The sequence below is a fragment of the Corynebacterium sp. CQ3829_602738 genome (genome assembly GCF_054478435.1).
The window spans coordinates 1,414,995-1,435,126 of the sequence record NZ_CM137003.1 but is presented as its reverse complement, the minus strand read 5'-3'; the positions used below and the strand labels follow the sequence as shown (position 1 = coordinate 1,435,126).

General features: G+C 65.5%; 18 protein-coding genes and 3 tRNA genes. 19 read left to right on the top strand and 2 right to left on the bottom strand.

Features of this window, described 5'->3' with window-relative positions; genetic code table 11:
* Positions 1–29 precede the first annotated feature (29 nt).
* Both ACX1NL_RS06950 and ACX1NL_RS06945 read right to left on the bottom strand, forming a co-directional pair.
* Positions 30–101: transfer RNA gene (locus ACX1NL_RS06950), tRNA-Val, on the bottom strand.
* Between the two features lie 19 nt (positions 102–120).
* A tRNA-Gly gene (locus tag ACX1NL_RS06945) sits at positions 121–196 on the bottom strand.
* 236 nt (positions 197–432) lie between these two features.
* Between ACX1NL_RS06945 and ACX1NL_RS06940 the strand changes: the two genes are divergently transcribed.
* The 19 genes from ACX1NL_RS06940 (at position 433) to ACX1NL_RS06850 (ending at position 20,016) form a co-directional block, all read left to right on the top strand.
* Positions 433–504, top strand: a tRNA-Val gene (locus ACX1NL_RS06940).
* 258 nt (positions 505–762) lie between these two features.
* Positions 763–1,335, top strand: a complete 573-nt coding sequence (locus ACX1NL_RS06935) for a copper resistance CopC family protein (protein ID WP_458897721.1) — start codon at positions 763–765, stop codon at positions 1,333–1,335.
* A gap of 9 nt (positions 1,336–1,344) precedes the next feature.
* On the top strand, positions 1,345–1,929 hold the full coding sequence (locus ACX1NL_RS06930; protein WP_458897720.1) for a copper chaperone PCu(A)C: 585 nt from the start codon (positions 1,345–1,347) through the stop codon (positions 1,927–1,929).
* Positions 1,930–1,942: 13 nt separating this feature from the next.
* Positions 1,943–3,160 carry a Dyp-type peroxidase gene (locus ACX1NL_RS06925; RefSeq protein WP_458897719.1) on the top strand — a complete coding sequence of 406 codons (1,218 nt, stop codon included), beginning with the start codon at positions 1,943–1,945 and terminating at the stop codon, positions 3,158–3,160.
* A gap of 109 nt (positions 3,161–3,269) precedes the next feature.
* The gene (gene thrS / locus ACX1NL_RS06920) at positions 3,270–5,324 is read left to right on the top strand and encodes a threonine--tRNA ligase (RefSeq protein WP_181888541.1); all 2,055 of its coding nucleotides are present in this window, start codon (positions 3,270–3,272) and stop codon (positions 5,322–5,324) included.
* Entirely contained in the window at positions 5,308–5,916 is a 609-nt protein-coding gene (locus ACX1NL_RS06915; protein ID WP_239306384.1) for an ATP adenylyltransferase, read from the top strand. The genes thrS and ACX1NL_RS06915 overlap by 17 nt, the downstream gene beginning before the upstream one ends.
* Entirely contained in the window at positions 5,909–6,544 is a 636-nt protein-coding gene (pgsA, locus tag ACX1NL_RS06910) for a phosphatidylinositol phosphate synthase (RefSeq protein WP_239306385.1), read from the top strand. Before ACX1NL_RS06915 ends, pgsA begins: the two co-directional genes overlap by 8 nt.
* Positions 6,545–7,489, top strand: coding sequence for a phosphatidylinositol mannoside acyltransferase (locus ACX1NL_RS06905; protein ID WP_458897718.1), 945 nt, complete (start codon positions 6,545–6,547; stop codon positions 7,487–7,489).
* Between the two features lie 5 nt (positions 7,490–7,494).
* Positions 7,495–8,583: a glycosyltransferase family 4 protein gene (locus tag ACX1NL_RS06900; RefSeq protein WP_458897717.1), complete on the top strand. Its 1,089-nt coding sequence runs from the start codon at positions 7,495–7,497 to the stop codon at positions 8,581–8,583.
* Positions 8,580–9,035 carry a hypothetical protein gene (locus tag ACX1NL_RS06895; RefSeq protein ID WP_181888538.1) on the top strand — a complete coding sequence of 152 codons (456 nt, stop codon included), beginning with the start codon at positions 8,580–8,582 and terminating at the stop codon, positions 9,033–9,035. The genes ACX1NL_RS06900 and ACX1NL_RS06895 overlap by 4 nt, the downstream gene beginning before the upstream one ends.
* A 66-nt stretch (positions 9,036–9,101) precedes the next feature.
* Positions 9,102–9,854 carry a YebC/PmpR family DNA-binding transcriptional regulator gene (locus tag ACX1NL_RS06890; RefSeq protein ID WP_181888537.1) on the top strand — a complete coding sequence of 251 codons (753 nt, stop codon included), beginning with the start codon at positions 9,102–9,104 and terminating at the stop codon, positions 9,852–9,854.
* A 101-nt stretch (positions 9,855–9,955) separates the two neighbouring features.
* Positions 9,956–10,489, top strand: a complete 534-nt coding sequence (gene ruvC / locus ACX1NL_RS06885; RefSeq protein WP_181888536.1) for a crossover junction endodeoxyribonuclease RuvC — start codon at positions 9,956–9,958, stop codon at positions 10,487–10,489.
* Positions 10,486–11,100: a Holliday junction branch migration protein RuvA gene (ruvA, locus tag ACX1NL_RS06880; protein WP_239306388.1), complete on the top strand. Its 615-nt coding sequence runs from the start codon at positions 10,486–10,488 to the stop codon at positions 11,098–11,100. Before ruvC ends, ruvA begins: the two co-directional genes overlap by 4 nt.
* A gap of 10 nt (positions 11,101–11,110) precedes the next feature.
* A complete protein-coding gene (gene ruvB, locus ACX1NL_RS06875; RefSeq protein ID WP_181888534.1) occupies positions 11,111–12,187 on the top strand; it encodes a Holliday junction branch migration DNA helicase RuvB in 1,077 nt (358 codons plus the stop codon).
* Between the two features lie 156 nt (positions 12,188–12,343).
* Positions 12,344–14,269, top strand: coding sequence for a protein translocase subunit SecD (gene secD, locus ACX1NL_RS06870; RefSeq protein WP_239306389.1), 1,926 nt, complete (start codon positions 12,344–12,346; stop codon positions 14,267–14,269).
* Between the two features lie 2 nt (positions 14,270–14,271).
* Complete coding sequence (gene secF / locus ACX1NL_RS06865) at positions 14,272–15,462, top strand: protein translocase subunit SecF (protein WP_448237420.1); 1,191 nt, start codon at positions 14,272–14,274, stop codon at positions 15,460–15,462.
* 14 nt (positions 15,463–15,476) lie between these two features.
* The gene (locus tag ACX1NL_RS06860; protein WP_458897716.1) at positions 15,477–17,099 is read left to right on the top strand and encodes an ABC transporter substrate-binding protein; all 1,623 of its coding nucleotides are present in this window, start codon (positions 15,477–15,479) and stop codon (positions 17,097–17,099) included.
* 16 nt (positions 17,100–17,115) lie between these two features.
* Positions 17,116–17,691: an adenine phosphoribosyltransferase gene (locus tag ACX1NL_RS06855; RefSeq protein ID WP_239306392.1), complete on the top strand. Its 576-nt coding sequence runs from the start codon at positions 17,116–17,118 to the stop codon at positions 17,689–17,691.
* A gap of 48 nt (positions 17,692–17,739) precedes the next feature.
* Positions 17,740–20,016, top strand: coding sequence for a RelA/SpoT family protein (locus tag ACX1NL_RS06850; protein ID WP_269951958.1), 2,277 nt, complete (start codon positions 17,740–17,742; stop codon positions 20,014–20,016).
* Positions 20,017–20,132: the final 116 nt, after the last annotated feature.

Sequence of the window (20,132 nt, the reverse complement as noted above, 5' to 3'; positions counted from 1 at the left end):
ATTCAGTTGACGAGGGCGTAAGCCCTCTGTGCGCGATACTGGGATCGAACCAGTGACCCCTACCGTGTCGAGGTAGTGCTCTACCGCTGAGCTAATCGCGCCCACGTTCCTCTGGGGAACTGGAGCGGATGACGAGACTCGAACTCGCGACCCTCACCTTGGCAAGGTGATGCGCTACCAACTGCGCTACATCCGCATGCGTTCCGCGCTGTCCGCGTTGAACGCGAGAACAAACCTTATCCGCATACCGCCCGCTGTTACAAATCGCCATGTCACGGCCATTTTGAGGGGGATAAGCGTGAATTACGTTGGTGCAATTTGGCCCGCGGTGCATTCGCTTGTCGACGCCCCCGCTGTCGGCAATCCCTGTTACCGCCAATGACCAGCCGATTCGGTACTTTCGGGTGCGGCGTGTAATCTCTCTTCTCGTTCGGTCCTATGGCTCAGTGGAAGAGCGTTCCGTTCACACCGGAAAGGTCGCTGGTTCGATCCCAGCTAGGACCACAAAACACGCCCCAGGTTGATAGCAGCCTGGGGCTTTTTGCGTTTGCACGCTAAACGCCGATATCGGCATTTGTGGGTTCGGCCCTTGGAAAAGCCCAGGTCGCGTCTCGGGTCCGGGGGTAAACGCCGATATCGGCGTTTAGGCTGCGTTGCCCGGTTCGCAGTTTTGGGGCGGGTGTGCCGGGAACTAACGTGGATTTGGATGCGACTAGTGCTCTTAGCGCCAGTCGGCGCGTTGGTTTTACTTGAGGAGGCAGCATGCTCATCCCGGCATCATTCACACGAGGTGGCGCAATCGCGGCCATGGCGGCGACTGCAACGTTGTGCGCGGCAGCGCCCGCTTACGCCCACGATTCCGTGATTGGCTCGGACCCCGAAGATAAGGGGGTGGTCAGCGAGTTTCCCGACGCTGTGACCCTGGAGTTTTCCGGGGAGATCCAGGACGGCTTCAACACCGTCGCGCTCTCCCAGGACGTCAACGGTCAGTCCGAGGTCGTCTACTCCGGTGAGCCCGAGATTGACGGCCGGTTTGTCACCCTCGACGTTCCGGCGGACCTTGACGCACAGCCGGGCGACTACAAGGTGGGCTACCAGATCGTCTCGTCCGACGGGCACTCGACGAAGGGGATGACCTCGTTCAGCTTCAACCCATCCGGTGAGACGACCTCGGACGCGAGCCAGGACCCAGTTGTTGACGCGGCCGAAGGCATGAGCACCACCATGCAGGTGCTGCTCGCGCTGGCGGGCGTGCTGGTCGTCGCCGGTGCCGGCTTCGGTGCGCTGGCCAAGAGCCGCCGAATCTCCGAAGCCGACCCGGATACGCAGAAGTAGGCGATGCCCGTGAACAAGCGAATTGCCGCCCTCACCGCGGCGGCCGCTCTGGTGCTTGCCGGCTGCAGCGACGAAGCTGCCTCGGAGGATCCCACCGGCAATTCCGCGAGCACTGCCCCGGCCGCGGACCTGACGGGTAACGCGGTCACGTTGGAAAGCGGAGCTGTCCGGGCTAAAGCCGCGAAGGATGCCGCAGATGGCAGCGACATGACCTCTATCTTCGGCACCCTGCACAACAACACTGACAAAGACATCACTGTGGTGGGATTCACCACCTCGCTCGGCGAGGCGGACTACCAGATCCACGAGGTTGTCGACGGGATGATGCGTCAAAAGGACGGCGGTTTCGACATCCCCGCGGGCGGCACCCACGAGCTGGCACCGGGCGGCGACCACTTCATGGTGATGGGCTACGCGCCGGCCATCGAGGCAGGCGACACCATCGATGTGACCCTGCTGCTGGAAGGCGGCGCGACCGCGACCGTGTCCGATGTTGCCGTGCGCACCATGCTGTCTGGCGACGAAAGCTACGGCGACCTCGGCGAGCACGCCGACCACGCCGAGCATGCCGACCACGGTGAACACAAGCACTAGAGGAGGATGCGTCATGCCGGGTGTGAGCCGGCGGGGGTTTTTGGCGGGGACGGCTGGTGTGGCCGGGGTGGCGTCGTCGGGCATGCTGCTTGCAGCGTGCGATAACGAGCCGAGCAACTCCGAGCCGAACACCGAACCGTTGACGGAGGCGTCCGTCGCCTTCGACGGCGCGCACCAGGCTGGCATCCAGACGCCGACGCAGGCGTCGCTCAACCTGGCTGGGTTCAACCTCAAGGATGGGGTGGACGCTGCGGGCGTCGTCAGGCTGATGCGCCTGTGGACGGAAGACGCCCGCGAGCTGACCGCCGGGCGCAACCCGCTGTCCAGCCTGGAGCCGGAGATGACGCAGTGGCCCGCCAACCTCACCGTCACCTGCGGATTCGGCGAGCGCATCTTCGATATCGCGGCGCCGGGCAGCAAGCCGAGGTGGCTGCACGACATCCCCGCGATGCCGCGCGAAGAGCTGCGCCCGGAGTGGGGGCAGACGGATCTGGTGCTGCAGATCTGCTCCGACGACCCGGTGATGTGCGCCTGGGCGCTGCGCCACATGTCACGCGCCGGCATGGACTACGTGGAAACCGCCTGGCTGCAGCAGGGGTTCATGCACGCGTTCGGCTCCATCCCCAAAGGCCAGACGCCGCGCAACCTCTTCGGCCAGGTGGACGGCACGGTCAACCCGCGCACGGACGAGGAGTTCGCCGAGCAGGTCTTCGCGGACGACGGCTCGTCGTCGCTCGTGGTGCGCCGCATCGCGATGGACCTCGACGACTGGGAGCGGCTGGACCGCACCTCCCGCGAGGTTGCAGTGGGGCGAAAGCTTTCCGACGGCGCTCCGCTGACCGGCGAAGACGAGTTCGATGCGCCGGACATGGAGGCGTTGGACGAGTACGGGCTGCCGGTCATCGACAAGAACTCCCACATGGCGCGCGCCATGCCGCCTGCGGACCACCCGGAGCAGAAGTTCTTGCGCAGACCGTACAACTACTCGCTGCCGCCGGCGCCCGGCGAGCTGTCTGACGCAGGCCTGATTTTCTTGGCCTACCAACAGGACCCGGACGTGCAGTTCACGCCGGTGCTGCAACGACTGTTGGAGGTGGACCGGCTCAACGAGTGGACCACGCACATCGGATCCGCGGTGTACTGGATCCCGCCGGGGACACGAAAGCCCGGTGGGGAAGGAAGCGGCGATACGTACTGGGGCGAAACAGTGCTTTCCGGCGCCCGGGGGTAGAATCCCTGGCGTCCGGCGCGCCACCTGCGCCGTCGGGAGAGAACGTAGAAGATGGGCGGCGTCCAGGTATGACGCAGCCCAGTGACGCGCAAAGGAGCGCACGACAGATATGTCTACCGAAGCAGCAGTCGAGTTCGCACCGTTCGAGGTTCCCGCCGGCACCGCCGTCGGCGCCGCCATGCGGGAGCTGAACCTGCCGAACAAAGGGGAGGACGCCGTCGTGTGCGTCCAGGACGAAGCGGGCGAGCTGAAAGACCTCTCGCACGTCCCCGAGGCCACCGCGACGTTCACACCGGTGCCGGCAAACACTGAGCTCGGCCGCTCCGTGATCCGTCACTCCTGCGCCCACGTGCTCGCCCAGGCCGTGCAGGCCGAGTTTCCCGGCACCAAGCTGGGCATCGGTCCGGCCATCAACGACGGCTTCTACTACGACTTCGACGTTGCGGAGCCGTTCACGCCCGACGATCTGAAGACGCTGGAAAAGCGCATGAAGAAGATCATCAAGCAGGGCCAGAAGTTCGTCCGCGGCGTCTACGCCTCCGCGGAGGAGGCCGCGGAAGACCTCAAGGACGAGCCGTACAAGCTCGAGCTGATCAACGACAAGGGCAACGTCGACCCTGACTCCGATGAGGCCACCGAGGTCGGCGCCGGCGAGCTGACGCACTACGACAACGTCAACCCGCGCACGAACGAGGTGGAGTGGCACGACCTGTGCCGCGGCCCGCACGTGCCCACCACCAAGTACATCCCGGCGTTCGCGCTGACCCGCTCGTCCGCCGCCTACTGGCGCGGCGACCAGAACAACGCCGGCCTGCAGCGCGTCTACGGCACCGCTTGGGAGTCCAAGGAAAAGCTCGAAGAGTACATGACCATGCTCGAGGAGGCGGAAAAGCGCGACCACCGCCGCCTGGGCAACGAGCTGGACCTGTTCTCCTTCCCGGACGAGGTCGGTTCCGGCCTGCCGGTGTTCCACCCGGACGGCGGCATCGTGCGCATGACCATGGAGCAGCACTCGCGCGAGCGCCACGTCGCCGCCGGCTACTCCTTTGTCAACACCCCCCACGTGACCAAGGGCGACCTGTTTAAGAAGTCGGGCCACCTGGACTGGTACGCCGACGGCATGTTCCCGCCGATGAAGCTCGACGGAGAGGTCGACGAAGACGGCAACGTGACCAAGCAGCCGGTGGACTACTACACCAAGCCGATGAACTGCCCGATGCACAACCTCATCTTCGACTCGCGCGGGCGTTCTTACCGCGAGCTGCCGCTGCGCCTGTTCGAGTTCGGCACCGTCTACCGCTACGAGAAGTCCGGTGTGGTCCACGGCCTGACCCGCGCCCGCGGCTTCACGCAGGACGACGCCCACATTTACTGCACCGAGGAGCAGCTCGAAGAAGAGCTGACCAGCGTGCTGGAGTTCATCATCTCCCTGCTGCAGGACTACGGACTGGACGACTTCTACCTGGAGCTTTCCACCAAGGACCCGAACAAGTACATCGGCGACGACGAGATCTGGGAGCGCTCCACCAGCATCCTGGAATCCGTGGCGAAGAAGTCCGGCCTGGAGCTCGTTCCGGACCCGGCGGGCGCCGCGTTCTACGGCCCGAAGATTTCCGTGCAGGCGCGCGACGCCATCGGCCGCACCTGGCAGATGTCCACGGTGCAGCTGGACTTCAACCTGCCCGAGCGCTTCGACCTGACGTACACCGCCTCGGACGGCTCGAAGAAGCGCCCGGTGATGATCCACCGCGCACTCTTCGGCTCCATCGAGCGCTTCTTCGGCGTGTTGCTCGAGCACTACGCCGGCGCTTTCCCAGCATGGCTGGCCCCGCACCAGGTGGTGGGCATCCCGGTGGCTGACGCGTTTGCCGACCACCTCGACGGTGTCATCGGTGCTCTGCGCGAGCGCGGCATCCGCGCCGAGGTGGACCACTCGGACGACCGCATGCAGAAGAAGATCCGCACCCACACCACCTCCAAGGTGCCGTTCATGCTCCTCGCCGGCGAGCGCGACGTGGAGGCGAACGCGGTGAGCTTCCGCTTCCTCGACGGCAGCCAGATCAACGGCGTGCCGGTCGATCGCGCGGTCGAGCTGATCACGGACTGGATCACCGCCAAGCGCAACGACCAACCGAGCGAGGACACCGTTGCAGCCGGCAACTAACGGGGAGACCTACGTCGATACCGGCGTGGGCGACCCGGACCGTCTTGCCCGTCTGTGGGCGCCGTACCGCTCCAGCTACATCACCCAGATGCCGGCGGGGGAGGAGACGGGGGAGGCCGAAGGATCGTCGAGAAGCAAAGGCGATCCCTTCCTCGACATCCCGGAGATGAGCGACGAGGACGGCCTGATCGTCGCGCGCGGGGAGACGGTGTACGCGGTGTGCAACCTGTACCCGTACAACGCCGGGCACCTGATGGTGGTGCCGTACCGCAAGGTCGCCGAGCTTGAAGCGCTCACCGACGCGGAGACAGCCGAGCTGATGGCGTTTGCGAAGCACGCGGTGAAAACACTCAAGCGAGTGTCCAAGCCGGAGGCGATCAACGTCGGGCTCAACCTGGGCAAGGCCTCGGGCGGGTCGGTGGGCGACCACCTGCACCTGCACGTGGTGCCGCGCTGGGCGGGCGACGCGAACTTCATGACCGTCATCGGCGGCACCAAGGTGCTGCCGCAACTGCTGCGGGAAACACGGGCGCTGCTTGCCGAAGGCTGGCGCGAAGTCCACGAGATGGAAGCAGGTGAACGCGATGCTTAGCGTGCATGGACGCAAACCCGCCGCTGTGGTGGTTGAGCCGGTGGCGAAGGGGCTGCTGAAGATCGGACTGACGCCGAACGCAACAACTGTTGCGGGCACCGTGCTGACCATGCTGACAGCGATGGTGCTCATCCCCACCGGCCACCTGGTGTGGGCGGCGGTGCTTAGCCTGCTCTTCGCCGCCTTCGACATGGTCGACGGCACGATGGCCAGACTGCGCGGCGGGGGCACCGCATTCGGCGCGACGCTAGACGCGAGCTGCGACAGGCTTACCGACGGCGCGCTGTTCGGCGCGATCGCGATGTGGCTGATCTACGTCGCGGACGCCGCGCCCGTCAACGTGGCGGTGTGCCTGGCGGTCATCGTGCTCTCGCAGACGATCAGCTACATCAAGGCGCGCGGCGAGGCCGGCGGGTTGAAGATCGTCGGCGGCCTGATCGAACGCCCTGAACGGTTGATCCTGGGCCTCGGCGGCATCGCGCTAGAAGGCTTCGGCGTGCCAAACGCCGTGGTGGTTTCGCTGTGGATCCTGCTGATCGGGTCCGTGATCACTGTGGTCCAGCGCCTGATGTTCGCCGGGCGCGACAGGGGAGCGGACGCGAAGATTGCGCCGCCGGCGGGAGCGTAAATGGCTTCCGTGCGGGAGCGAATTGTCGCCGCGGGCTACATCGCCGGCTGGATAATCGTCGGCGCGCTTCCGCAGCGACTGACCGCGCGGGCCGCGCAGTGGGCCGCTGACCGGGCCTCTGGCGACGGCGCGGGCATGGAGATGCTGCGGCGCAACCTCACCCACGTGGTGGGGCCGGAAAACGTCACGCGGGAGTTGGTGCGCGACGCTACGCGCTCCTACGCGCGCTACTGGCTGGAGGCCTTCCGCCTGCCGCGAATGGTGGGCGACCCGGGGTTGAACGCTGCGCTTTCTGCCGGGGTGGTCGGCCGCGAACACCTCGACGCCGCCGTGGCGCGCGTCAAAGGCGTCGTGCTCACGCTGCCGCACACCGGCAACTGGGACATGGCGGGAACGTGGCTGGCTGCAAACTATGGAGGGTTCACCACCGTCGCCGAACGGCTCGAGCCCGAAGCGCTGTTTGACGCCTTCGTTAAGTTCCGGGAGTCGCTCGGCTTCGAGGTGGTGCCGCTGACAGGGGGCGAGCAGCCCCCGTTCGAGCGGCTGAAGGAAGTGCTGTTAGACGGCGGGATCGTGTGCCTGCTGGGGGAGCGGGACTTCTCGCGCCACGGGGTGCCGGTGACGTTCTTCGGCGAGGAAACGACTTTTCCGGCGGGCCCGGCCAAGCTAGCGCGGGACACCGGCGCGACGCTGCTTGTGGCCCACTCCTGGTTCACAGGCACGTGGCGCAATCCCGGCTGGGGCTTCAGCATCTCCGCCCCGGTGGAGGCGGCAACGCTCGAGGACACGGCGCAGCGGGTGGCCGACCAGTTTGCAGAAAACATCGCCGCCCATCCGACGGACTGGCATATGCTGCAGCCGTTGTGGCCCGCCGACAGGCGGAAGCCGAGCCGTCGCAGGGAGCTGGAGCGGCGGTCGCGCGAGCATCCCAAACGGAGGAGGTAGCCGAGGTGCGGATTGGTCTGGTGTGCCCGTATTCCTTCAACGTGCCGGGCGGCGTTCAAGCCCACGTGCTTGACCTTGCCGCCCAGCTGCGCACAATGGGCCACCACACCGAGGTACTCGGACCGGCCTCCGACAGCGTCGACCTTCCGGAGTGGGTGACCCGCGGCGGCATCGCCGTGCCGGTGCGCTACAACGGCTCGGTCGCGCGGCTGTCCTTCGGCCCGCAGGTGCGCCGCACCACGCGCCAGTTCGTCGAGCGCGGAAACTTCGACATCCTGCACGTGCATGAGCCGAACTCGCCGAGCTACTCCATGGCCGCGCTGCGCATGGGCACCGGCCCGATCGTGGCCACGTACCACGCCTCGGCGGATTCCTCGTACGCACTCAAACTTGCGTTGCCCGCGCTGCGCGGCAGTCTGGAAAAGATCCGAGCCGGTATTGCGGTCAGCGAGGAGGCGTGGCGCTGGCAGTCGCAGCAGGTGGGCACCGACCCCGTGATCATCCCCAACGGCGTGGACACCGCCCGGTTTAAAAAGGCGCGGCGCGCTTCGGGAAACCAGGCAAGGCCAGAAGTGGTCTTCCTGGGGCGATTGGACGAGCCCCGCAAGGGCCTGGAGGTGTTTTTGCAGGCTGTGGACCAGCTTCCGCAAAAGCCCCGGGTCACGGTTATTGGAGCTGGCGCGCCCCGCGAGGTCGAGGGCGTCGAATTTACGGGCCTGGTCCCCGAGGCGGAGAAGGCTAAGATCCTCGGTCGCGCCGACATCTTCGTCGCGCCGAACCTCGGCGGTGAATCCTTCGGGATCGTGCTCGTGGAGGCGATGGCCGCCGGCTGCGCCGTCGTGGCCAGCGACATTCCGGCGTTCGCCGCGGTCTGCGGCGAGGGTTCGGGGGTGTTGTTTCCTCCCAGCGATGTGTCGGCGCTCGCGCAGCAGTTGCAGTTGCTTATCGACGACGCCCCGCTCCGCGCTGACCTCGCCGCCCGCGGCGTGAAGCGGGCCGAAGACTTCGACTGGTCGGTTGTGGCACGTCAGGTGCTGGCGGTGTACGAGGTTGTGTCGATCGGGGAGAAGGTCGGGGTGGAAGGGTGGCTATGACTTTGGTGTGGATCGCCGTGGCGGTGGTGGTGACGCTGCTGGCTGCGTGGGCCTACAACACGGCGCAGCGGCTCAACCGGCTGCACATCCGGCTCGACCGTTCGCGCGACGCCTTGCAGGCGGCGCTGGACCGGCGCTGCGCTGTCATCGCTGCCATCTACCCCGAGCTTCGTTCCGCCGCGGAAGATGCGGAGCACGTCAGGATGACACCGCAGGACATACACACACGTCTTACGCAGGAGGAGCAACTCTCGGCCCAGGTGGCCGAGCGGATCGCAGGCAAGGAGGCGCCGGGCGCGCTCAGTGACGCGGACATCCGGGTTGAGCTGGCGACGCGGTTCTACGACGACGCTGTGGCGGATACGCGTGCGCTGCGCCTTCGGCCGTCGGTAAGCATCTTCCGCCTCGGAGGCACGGCGGCATTGCCACAGTTTGCGCGAGGTGACCGGTAAGAGCTTGATTGAGGCGGTGCGTATAATACCGTCTGTTACACGTCAACCGAGGAAAAGGGGTGCGTTATGTCGGGCCACTCAAAGTGGGCAACCACGAAGCACAAGAAGGCCGCAAACGACGCGAAGCGGTCGAAGTTGTGGGCGAAGATGATTAAGGACATCGAGGTCGCAGCACGAACCGGCGGCGGCGACCCGGCCGCGAACCCCACCTTGGACGACATGATCCGCAAGGCCAAGAAGGCCTCGGTGCCGGGCGACAACATCGAGCGCGCCCGCAAGCGCGGCTCCGGTGAGGAAGCCGGCGGCGCGAACTGGGAGACCGTGATGTACGAGGGGTACGGCGTCAACGGCGTCGCCGTGCTCATCGAGTGCCTGACGGACAACCGCAACCGCGCGGCCACCGAGGTGCGCACCGCTATGACCAAGAACGGCGGCAACCTGGGCGAGTCCGGTTCTGTCGGCTACATGTTCGAGCGCACTGGTGTGGTGACCATCCAGAAGGGTGAGCTCAGCGAGGACGACGTGCTCATGGCGGTGCTCGACGCCGGAGCTGAGGAAGTCAACGACCTCGGCGATGAATTCGAGATCACCTGCAAGCCGACCGACCTGCCGGCGGTGCGCGAGGCGCTCGGCGGCGAGGGCATTGAGATCGAAGACGCCGGGCAGGAGTTCCGTGCCGATGTCGAGGTCGAGGTTGACGCTGAGAGCGCGAAGAAGATGATGCGCATCATCGACGCCCTCGAAGACTCCGACGATGTGCAAAATGTCTACACCAACATGAGCATCTCCGACGAAGTGGCCGCGCAGCTCGAGGACTAGATCCGATTCGCGTAAACGCCCGTGCCGCTGACTGTGGCGCGGGCGTTTGCTGTGTCTACTGTGGTAGAACATATGTGTCACATGTGCGGAAAGGAGAGGCAATGTCGCTGGAGGGTCTGCGGGTCATGGGCATCGACCCTGGCTTGACGCGGTGCGGTCTTTCCGTGGTGCAGGCGGGACGTGGCCGCCAAATCATCCCCGTCGCCGTCGGCGTCGTGCGCACCCCGTCTACCGCGGAACTCGCGGAGCGTCTTTTGCGCCTCTCCCGCGCCGTAGGCGAGTGGATCGACGACTACCAGCCAGACGTCATCGCCATGGAGCGCATTTTCGAGCGGGGGAACGTCTCCACGGTCATGCACACCGCCCACGCTGTGGGCGTGATGGTGCTCGCCGCCGCGGAGCGCGGGATCCCGGTGCACATGTACACCCCGTCCGAGGTAAAGAAAGCCATCTCCGGCAACGGCAGGGCGGACAAGAAGCAGATGACTGCGATGATCACCCGCATTCTCGGACTGTCCGAGGCGCCGAAACCCGCGGATGCGGCAGACGCGCTGGCCATCGCGGTGTGTCATTGCTGGCGCGCCCCCTTGATCGCACGAACCAACCAGTTGACCATGAAAGCGGCGAACCAATGATTGATTCTCTCAACGGCGAAGTGCTCACCATCGGGCTCGACCACGCAGTGATCGAGTGCTCCGGCGTGGGCTACCGCTTCTTGGCCGCACCCCAGACGCTGGGCCGTCTCACCCGGGGCGAGACATGCCGGGTGATGACGTCCATGGTGGTCAAGGACGACGGTGTGACCCTCTACGGCTTCGGCGACACGGACACCCGCGAGATGTTCCACAAGCTGCAGACCGTCTCCGGGCTGGGCCCGAAGCTTGCACTTGCCACCCTTTCTGTCTTCGAACCGGGGGAGTTGTCCTCCCATATCGCGTCCGGGGACGTGAAGGCGATTCAATCCATCCCCGGTGTGGGCAAGAAGATGGCGGAGCGCATTGCCTTAGAGCTCAAGGACAAGGTGGAGGCTTTCGTGCCGGTGGGCGACGCTGCAGCTGCCGGCGGACCCGCCACTGCCGCAAAGGGCACTTCGCTGGTCTCCGAGCAGGTGGTCGAGGCTCTCGTCGGGCTGGGCTTCCAGGAGCGATCGGCAAGGCCGGTGGTGGATGCGCTGGTGCAGGAGAACCCGGACGAAGACGCGTCCGCGTTGCTGCGCCAGGCGCTGAGCCAGCTGGGCAAGAAGTAGGGAGGCAGCCGTGTCCGACGTGGAAAAGACAGAGTTTGAACTGCCGGACGGGTTCGCGGCGAAGCCGCCGTCGCCAGTAGACGCGCATGCGCAAGCAGACGAGCACGACATTGAGCGTTCGCTGCGCCCAAAGTCGATCAACGAATTTATCGGCCAGCCAAAGGTGCGCGAGCAGCTCAACCTCGTGCTCGCGGGCGCGCGAAGCCGCGGTGTGACCCCGGACCACATCCTGCTGTCCGGCCCGCCCGGGCTGGGCAAGACCACCATGGCCATGATCGTCGCGCAAGAGCTGGGCACCTCTCTGCGGATGACATCTGGCCCGGCCCTCGAGCGGGCGGGTGACCTCGCGGCGATGCTGTCCAATCTGATGGAAGGCGACGTGCTTTTCATCGATGAAATCCACCGCATCGCCCGCCCGGCTGAGGAAATGCTCTACATGGCGATGGAGGATTTCCGCATCGACGTCATCGTGGGCAAAGGCCCCGGTGCGACGTCGATCCCGCTGGAGATCCCGCCGTTTACCCTCGTCGGCGCCACCACCCGCGCCGGCATGCTCACCGGTCCTTTGCGTGACCGCTTCGGCTTTACCGCGCAAATGGAGTTCTACGACGTGGAGGATCTGACCAAGGTGGTCAGCCGCGCCGCGCAAATCTTGGGGGTCGGCATAGACACCGATGCCGCGGTGGAGATTGCCTCGCGCTCCCGCGGCACCCCGCGCATCGCTAACCGTCTGCTGCGGCGCGTGCGCGATTTCGCGGATGTGCACGGCGACGGCCATGTCGACCTTGGTGCCGCGCGCTCGGCGCTGAGCGTGTTCGACGTGGACGAGCTCGGCCTTGACCGGCTGGATAGGGCGGTGCTGGACGCGCTGATCCGCGGTCACGGCGGGGGACCGGTGGGAGTGGGCACGCTCGCCATCGCGGTCGGTGAGGAGCCGGGCACTATTGAAGAGGTGTGCGAGCCCTACCTCGTGCGCGCCGGCCTGATGTCGCGCACCGGTCGTGGGCGGGTGGCCACGGCGGCGGCGTGGGAGCACCTGGGGCTGCAGGCGCCGCCGGACGCACCGGGCCAAATGTCGCTCTATTAAGGCTGACACGGACCGGACTGCTGGTTTTGCGGGGCTATGCCGTAGCATGTTCCGTTGTGTCTTCACCGGCACGCTGTTCACTCATACCGCTTCATGGGTGTTTTGGGGCAGGTGGAGGAGAAAAATTGGAGCTCGGAAAGCAGAGGAGTCAGCTCAGTGTCCAACAGCACTCGGCGGTCCCGCGAAGTGAAGGGGAAGAAGCGCTGGCCTGCCCGGCTACTCGCGCTTTTCGCCCTCATTGTCATCGGCGTCTACGCCCTAGTCTTTTTCACCGGAAGCAAATCCGCTGAGCCGAAGCTCGGCATCGACCTGCAGGGCGGCACGCGCGTGACCCTTGTCCCGCAGGGCGAGGAACCGACCAACGAGCAGTTGCAGGACGCCCGCAAGATCCTTGAAAACCGTGTCAACGGCATGGGTGTCTCCGGCGCGTCCGTGGTCGTGGACGGCAACACGATTGTCATCGAGGCAGCCGGCGACGACACCGCTGAGATCCGCAACATCGGCCAGACTTCCCAGCTGTTCTTCCGTCCGGTGCTCGACCCGCCGGCGGCGGACAGCACAAAGGTCGACGATGTCATCCTGGACATGACCAACGAGTGGGTCGAGTACGGCATTTTCACCCCGCAAGAGGGCCAGGCAGTGCTCACCCAGATCGCGGCCCGCAAGGAGGCGGCGGAGAAGGAGAACGAAAAGGCTGCCGAAAATCCGCAGGATCCAAACGGCGAGGGCAAGGACGCCGCGCCGAAGGAAGAGGAAGAGCCTGCCGCGCCGAAGGACGTCCCGCAGCTGAGCGCCGAGCCGCTGCCGGAGCCGGACGGCCCGGTGGAGGCGGCGGAGCGCCGCCAGGAAACGACGGACATGCTGCGCCGCACCCGCCAGTCCACTGATCCGACGGAGCAGTTCGCGGCCCTGACGCTCATGTCCGCGCGCTGCATGGGCCAGATCACCGACCCGCTCGCCGGTTCCGACAAGGCGGACCTTCCGCTCGTTTCCTGTGACCCGACTTCGGGCCAGGCGCTGCTTCTCGACGAGGTTCCCTTGCTCGACGGTGTCACCGATCCAGACGGACCGCGCCTGACCGGCGAGCAGATCGACACCAACCGCGCGATCACCGGCGGCTTCAACCCGCAGTCCAGCCAAATGGAAATCAGCTTCGCCTTCAGCCAGGCGGGCGAGCCCAACGGCTCCGAGACGTGGGCGCACCTGACCAGCGAGATGCTGCAGAAGCAGATCGCCATCACCCTGGACTCCCAGGTGATCTCCGCTCCGGTGATCCAGGGCCCCACCCCGGTGGGCTCCGCTACCTCTATCACGGGCAACTTCACTCAGGAGGAAGCTGAGGGCTTGGCAAACAACCTGCGCTACGGCGCGCTGCCGCTGTCGTTTGCTGGCGAGAACGGAGAGCCCGGCGGCACCGCGCTGTCCGTGCCGCCGTCACTGGGCCAGGCGTCCCTGAAGGCCGGCCTCTACGCCGGCCTGGTGGGCCTGATCCTGGTCGCACTGTTTGTCTTCGCCTACTACCGCCTCTACGGCCTGATTTCGCTGGCCTCGCTGGTTGCCTCAGGCGCGCTCGTCTACGGCACGCTGGTGCTGCTGGGCCGCTGGATCGGCTACTCGCTGGACCTGTCCGGCATCGCCGGCCTTGTCATCGGCATCGGCGCAACCGCCGACTCGTTCATCGTCATCTACGAGCGCATTAAGGATGAGGTGCGCAAGGGCAAGACGTTCCGCTCCGCCTCCGCATCCGGTTGGCAGCGCGCGAAGGACACGGTCGTCACCGGCAACATGGTCACATTGATCGCCGCGGTCATCATCTACTTCCTGGCTGTCGGCGACGTGAAGGGCTTCGCCTTCACCATGGGCCTGACCACCGTCTTCGACCTGGTTGTGACCTTCCTTGTCACCGCGCCGCTGCTGATCATCGCGTCGCGCAGCAAGTTCTGGTCCAAGCCGTCCGTCAACGGCATGGGCAAGGCGTTCAAGACTGCAGAAGCACGGCGTGCGGAAACCCGTGGCGTCGGGGAGCAGGATGGCGTCGAAAAGCATGAGCTCGAACCGGCCGCAACGAATGAGGAGATCTAGACATGTCGAGCACCAAGGCAACATCGACACACACCTCCACTGGCGCGGCGGGCACCGCCGCCCCCGTGAAGGCGAAGCGCTCCGCGGAGACGCTCTACGACGGCTCCGGCGCCATCGACTTCGTGGGACGCCGCAAGCTCTGGTACGGCATCACGTTCGTGCTCGTGGTGATTTCGCTGCTGGCAATGCTGCTGCGCGGATTCAACATGGGCATCGACTTCGAAGGCGGCACCAAGATGACCATGCCGGCCGGCGACCTCGTCGCCGAGCAAGTGGAGGAGACCTTCGTCGACGCCACTGGCGTAACTCCGGAACTGACCCAGATCGTGGGCGCCGGCGACACACGCACCCTGGAGATCAACTCCGAGCACCTCAGCCAGGAACAGATCGACGCCGCACGCCAGGCAATCTTCGACGAATACCAGGTTGAAGACCACACCGGCGAGCCCAGCGCCGACGCCATCGGCGACTCCACGGTTTCGGAGTCTTGGGGTTCGACCATCACGAACCGCATGCTGTTGGCGATGGCGGTGTTCATGGTCGCCGCTGCCGTGTACGTGGCTGTCCGCCTGCAGCGTGAAATGGCAGCCGCCGCCATGGCCGCGCTCGTCGTGGACGGTGTCCTGATCGCCGGCTTCTACGCTCTGTTCGGCCTTGAAGTCACGCCGGCCATGATCATCGGCCTGCTCACGGTGCTGACCTTCTCCCTGTACGACACCGTCATCGTGTTTGACAAGGTGCGCGAGAACACCTCGGGTGTGCTTGATTCGCGGCGCTCCACCTACGCCGAAGAGGCAAACCTGGCCGTGAACCAGACGGTGATGCGTTCCATCTCCACCTCCGTGATCTCGGCGCTGCCGATCGTGGCGCTGATGGTCGTGGCGGTGTGGATGCTTGGCGTGGGCACGCTGAAGGATCTGGCGCTGATCCAGCTCATCGGCGTGATCGAGGGCATCTTCTCCTCGCTGTTCCTGGCTACGCCGTTGCTGGTGAGCCTGGTGAACCGGAAGAAGAAGTACAAGGAGCACAACGCCGCAGTGGAGCGCTACCGCGCCCGCGGAACCAGCGAGCTGGAGGAGGAGACGACCGAGGAGGTCGCCCACGAGAAGCGCCAGGTGGCCACGCCAGTGCGGCGCACCGAGGCCGCAACTGACGGTGCCGCCGGATCCACAACCTGGCGTCCCGGGCGGTAGACGGCGGCACGCACATGGCAGGACGTTTCATACGGGGACTAGCCGCGGTTGCCGCCGCGGCGATCGGTTGTGCCTCGCTCGCAGCGTGCGGCACGGCAGACAACGACGACAACCAGTCGAAGAAGCTGTTCGGCTACCAGGTGCTCGGTGAACTGCGCACCACCAACGCCGGCACGCTCGAGGGCGCCACCGACATGGCTGAGGTGCTCTCTGGTCGTCTGTACCCGGGTGTGTACGTGCCGGGCCCGAGCGGGCAGATGATCCCGAACACGGATTTGGTCACCACCCAGGTGCTGCCGAGTGATCAGCGCAAGGTGATCTACACCTTGTCCGACGCCGCGGTTTTTTCGGACGGCACGCCGGTGACTTGTTCCGACTACTTGCTCACGTTCACAGCCGGGCATTACCCGGGCATGTTCGGATCGCACATGCCGCTTTTCGACGACACGGAAGCGCTGTCGTGCACCCCAGGCGCCAAAGAATTCACTTTGACGTTCAAGGAGAAGCGGGGCGCACGCTGGCGCGGATTGTTCGACGCCGGCACGGTGCTGCCAGCCCACGCCGTGGCCGCGAAGCTGGACAAGAGCGTTGAGGAGCTGGACCACGACTTGCAGTCTGGCGATTTCTCCCTGCTCAAACCAATTGCCAATGTGTGGCGCCACGGCTTCAGCCTGTCCGAGTTCGACCCCGATCTGCAGGTGTCCTTCGGCCCCTTCAAGATCGCTGAGGTAGGAGAGCGCGGTGAGGTGACGCTAGTCGCCAACGAGCACTACTACGGCGACGCGCCGCAGACTTCAGAAATGGTTGTCTGGCCCGGGTCCGCTGACTCCGGAGAGCTGGCGGCGGACGAGGCGCTGCGCATCGGCGATCTGCGCGAGACCTCCCCGGAATGGCACAACGTCAACGCCGAAGGCAACCGGCTCAGCGTTGACACCCAGATCGGCGAGCTGACTGAGGCGTTGACGTTTCCGGAGATCGGCATGTGGGCGATCCCCGAGAACCGCCAGGCGTTTGCCAAGTGCGTGGACCCGCGTGCCGTCGCTAAGGCATCCAGCGGTGTCGCCGGCCTCGACGTGCCCGTCGCACCGCTGCACGTGCTGCAGCACGCTGACCCACTGGCGGCGCGCCTCAACGACGTCGCAGCCCCCAATCTCGACGTGGACATCGAAGCCGCGTCTGCGCTTTCGGGCACAGAGATTCGCATCGGCTACCCCTACCCGGATGCGCGGTTCGCCGCCATGGTGGAGTCCATCCGCCGCACCTGCGAGCCCGCCGGTATCACGGTCACTGACGTGACCGAGGGCGGTAAAACGCTTGCGGACTTGCCGCGGGCGGAGTACGACGAATGGGGCACCGAGACCTGGACCGACGGTGCCGCCGATGTGATCTTGCACGCCACGGACCCGATGCGGGAGTTCCCGTCCGCGAACAACCGCGCCCAGGAACTCGGCGCCCTGCGCGCGCAGGAAGGTCACCTGTGGAAGCAGCTGCCGTCCATTCCGCTGGCCGCACAGCCCCGCACCTTCGCGGTGGACGGCGCAGTGCGTAACGTGGTGCCGTACACGGGTCTTGCCGGCATCGGCTGGAACATGGACCGGTGGCAGCTGAATTCAGAGACAACCCCGGCCGAAAACTAACAGGAGAATTCAACCAATGGCCCCCACACCTATCGACGGCAACCGCTACGCCACCGCCCGAGACGCGCTGAAGGACAAGATCCGCCAAGTGCAGGACTTCCCGGAGAAGGGCGTACTGTTTGAGGATCTCACCCCGGTGCTCGCGGACCCGGCGGCGCTCAACATCGTCATCGCGGAAATGGCCACCGCCAGCCGCAAGCTCGGCGCAGACCTCGTCGGCGGCTTAGACGCCCGCGGTTTCCTGCTCGGCTCTGCTGTGGCGTACGAGCTCGGTACCGGCATTCTGGCGATCCGCAAGAAGGGTAAGCTCCCGCCGCCGGTGATCACGCAGGAGTACACCACCGAGTACAGCTCGGCCGCACTGGAGATTCCGGCGGACGGCATGGACATCACCGGCAAACGCATCGTGCTTGTGGACGACGTGCTCGCCACCGGCGGCACCCTCGTCGCTGCCCGCGACCTAATTGAGCGGGCCGGCGGTTCTGTCGCCGGTTACGTGGTCGTGCTCGAGGTCCCGGGGCTTGGAGGGCGAGCCAAGCTTGGCGACGCTCCGCTGGTGGTCCTCGGCGAAGAGCACCCCGAGGAAGCGTAGTATTACGGCTTTAGTCGCTGGAGTAGTTCCTGGGATCGGAGGCTGGAGATGACCGACAAGCCGGTGAAGAGGACAGGCCCCTCCGTGCGCAGCATGTCCGCCCGCCTGGCACGGTCGCTGACCGGCAACAGCCGCTCCAAAACCAACCCTGTGCTCGATCCGCTGCTGTCGTTGCACCGCAAGTTCCACCCCAAGGCCGACGCGGAACTGCTCGACCGCGCCTACTCCACTGCGGAGCGTCTGCATGAAGGCGTCTTCCGCAAATCCGGCGATCCATACATCACCCACCCGTTGGCGGTGGCGACCATCTGCGCCGAGATCGGCATGGACACCACCACGCTCGTGGCGGCGCTGCTGCACGACACCGTGGAGGACACCGACTATTCGCTCGACGACCTCACCCGCGACTTCGGGCCCGAGGTAGCCAAGCTGGTCAACGGCGTAACCAAGCTGGACAAGGTCGCCCTCGGCGCGGCGGCCGAGGCGGAGACGATCCGCAAAATGATCGTCGCTATGGCGGAAGATCCGCGCGTGCTGGTGATCAAGGTGGCGGACCGCCTGCACAACATGCGCACGATGCGCTTTTTGCCTCCGGAGAAGCAGGCGAAGAAGGCGCAGGAAACACTTGACGTCATCGCCCCGCTGGCACACCGCTTGGGCATGGCCAGCGTGAAATGGGAACTGGAAGACCTCGCCTTCGCCATCCTGCAGCCGAAGAAGTACGAGGAGATCGTTCGCATGGTTGCGGACCATGCGCCATCGCGCGACAGGGCGCTGCGGGAGATCACCGAGGTGCTGCAGCGCGAGCTCGCATCCAACGGCATCACAGCCGAGGTGATGGGCCGCCCGAAGCACTACTGGTCCATCTACCAGAAGATGTCCGTGCGGGGCCACGACTTCAACGAGATCTTTGACCTCGTGGGCATGCGCGTGCTGGTGGACACCGTCAACGACTGCTACGCGGCAATCGGCGTGGTCCACTCCCTGTACTCCGTGATGCCGGGCCGGTTCAAGGACTACATCTCCAACCCGCGCTTCGGTGTGTACCAGTCGCTGCACACGACCGTGATGACGCAGACGGGCCGCCCGCTCGAGGTGCAGGTGCGCACCCACGAGATGCACTACAACGCTGAATTCGGCGTAGCCGCGCACTGGCGCTACAAGGAGACGAAGGGCTCGCACAAGGGCGACCAGTCCGAGGTGGACCAGATGGCGTGGATGCGCCAGCTGTTGGACTGGCAGAAGGAAGCCGCGGACCCGAACGAGTTTCTGGATTCTCTGCGCTACGACCTGACCAGCCAGCAGATCTTCGCCTTCACCCCGAAGGGCGACGTGGTGGACCTGCCTGCGGGGTCCACGCCGGTGGACTTCGCGTACGCGGTGCACACCGAAGTTGGCCACCGCTGCATCGGCGCCAAAGTCAACGGCAAGCTGGTCACGCTGGAAACCGAGCTCAAGTCCGGCGACCGGGTGGAGATTTTCACCTCCAAGGACCAGAACGCGGGCCCGTCGCGCGACTGGCAGGACTTCGTTGTCTCCCCGCGCGCAAAAGCGAAGATCCGCCAGTGGTTTGCCAAGGAGCGCCGCGAAGAGCAGCTTGAGGCCGGCCGCGACGCGCTCGCCGCAGAGGTGCAACGCGGCGGGCTGCCCATGCACCGCCTGTTCACCAACGAGTCCATGCGCCAGGTGGCAACGCGGCTGCACTACCAGGACGTGGACGCGCTGTACACCGCTATCGGTGCCGGCAACGTCTCTTCCCAGCACGTCGCGCACTTGCTCATGGACATGTTCGGCGGCGACGACGACGCCGTCGATGCGCTTACCGCGCGCACGCCGATGTCGGCTTTGGTGCGCCCGCAGACCAGCGGCGACGGCCCCGCGATTCTGGTAGAGGGCAGCCCGGATGTGATGGCGAAGCTGGCCAAGTGCTGCCAGCCGGTGCCCGGCGACGCCATCTTCGGTTTTGTCACCCGCGGCGGGGGAGTGTCGGTGCACCGCACGGATTGCACGAACGCCAACAAGCTCAAGGACGAGCCGGAGCGCCTGGTGGACGTCGAGTGGGCGAACCAACGCTCGCACAAGAGCGCGTCGCGAGCCACCATCCAGCTGGAGGCGCTGGACCGCAACGGCCTGCTCACGGAGACCACCGGGGTGCTCTCGGAGGCGAAACTGCCAATTTTGGCAATGTCGTCCCAGGCGGGCGACGACCGCATCGCCACGATCCGTTTGACCATCGAGGTCTCCGACATCAAGCAGCTCGGTTCCATCATGAACCAGATCCGCAACATCGAGGGAGTCTTTGACGTCTATCGCGTCACTGCTTAACGACGACCAAAGGTCCCCCTCACCCTCCCCCAAGCCGACGTTAAGGTGTCCAACAGATGAAATGTTGGTGCACGCGGGGTTATCTTCCCAGCGCAGACAGTCGTGTGGCGGGAAGT

Bases quoted from the DNA above. Each gene is read 5' to 3' on its own strand.
- ruvC (WP_181888536.1), top strand. From the start codon at position 9,956: ATGTCGCTGGAGGGTCTGCGGGTCATGGGCATCGACCCTGGCTTGACG.
- thrS (WP_181888541.1), top strand. From the start codon at position 3,270: ATGTCTACCGAAGCAGCAGTCGAGTTCGCACCGTTCGAGGTTCCCGCC.
- ACX1NL_RS06855 (WP_239306392.1), top strand. From the start codon at position 17,116: ATGGCCCCCACACCTATCGACGGCAACCGCTACGCCACCGCCCGAGAC.
- ACX1NL_RS06860 (WP_458897716.1), top strand. From the start codon at position 15,477: ATGGCAGGACGTTTCATACGGGGACTAGCCGCGGTTGCCGCCGCGGCG.
- ACX1NL_RS06850 (WP_269951958.1), top strand. From the start codon at position 17,740: ATGACCGACAAGCCGGTGAAGAGGACAGGCCCCTCCGTGCGCAGCATG.
- ACX1NL_RS06935 (WP_458897721.1), top strand. From the start codon at position 763: ATGCTCATCCCGGCATCATTCACACGAGGTGGCGCAATCGCGGCCATG.
- ACX1NL_RS06905 (WP_458897718.1), top strand. From the start codon at position 6,545: ATGGCTTCCGTGCGGGAGCGAATTGTCGCCGCGGGCTACATCGCCGGC.
- ACX1NL_RS06890 (WP_181888537.1), top strand. From the start codon at position 9,102: ATGTCGGGCCACTCAAAGTGGGCAACCACGAAGCACAAGAAGGCCGCA.
- ACX1NL_RS06925 (WP_458897719.1), top strand. From the start codon at position 1,943: ATGCCGGGTGTGAGCCGGCGGGGGTTTTTGGCGGGGACGGCTGGTGTG.
- pgsA (WP_239306385.1), top strand. From the start codon at position 5,909: ATGCTTAGCGTGCATGGACGCAAACCCGCCGCTGTGGTGGTTGAGCCG.
- ACX1NL_RS06895 (WP_181888538.1), top strand. From the start codon at position 8,580: ATGACTTTGGTGTGGATCGCCGTGGCGGTGGTGGTGACGCTGCTGGCT.
- ruvA (WP_239306388.1), top strand. From the start codon at position 10,486: ATGATTGATTCTCTCAACGGCGAAGTGCTCACCATCGGGCTCGACCAC.
- secF (WP_448237420.1), top strand. From the start codon at position 14,272: ATGTCGAGCACCAAGGCAACATCGACACACACCTCCACTGGCGCGGCG.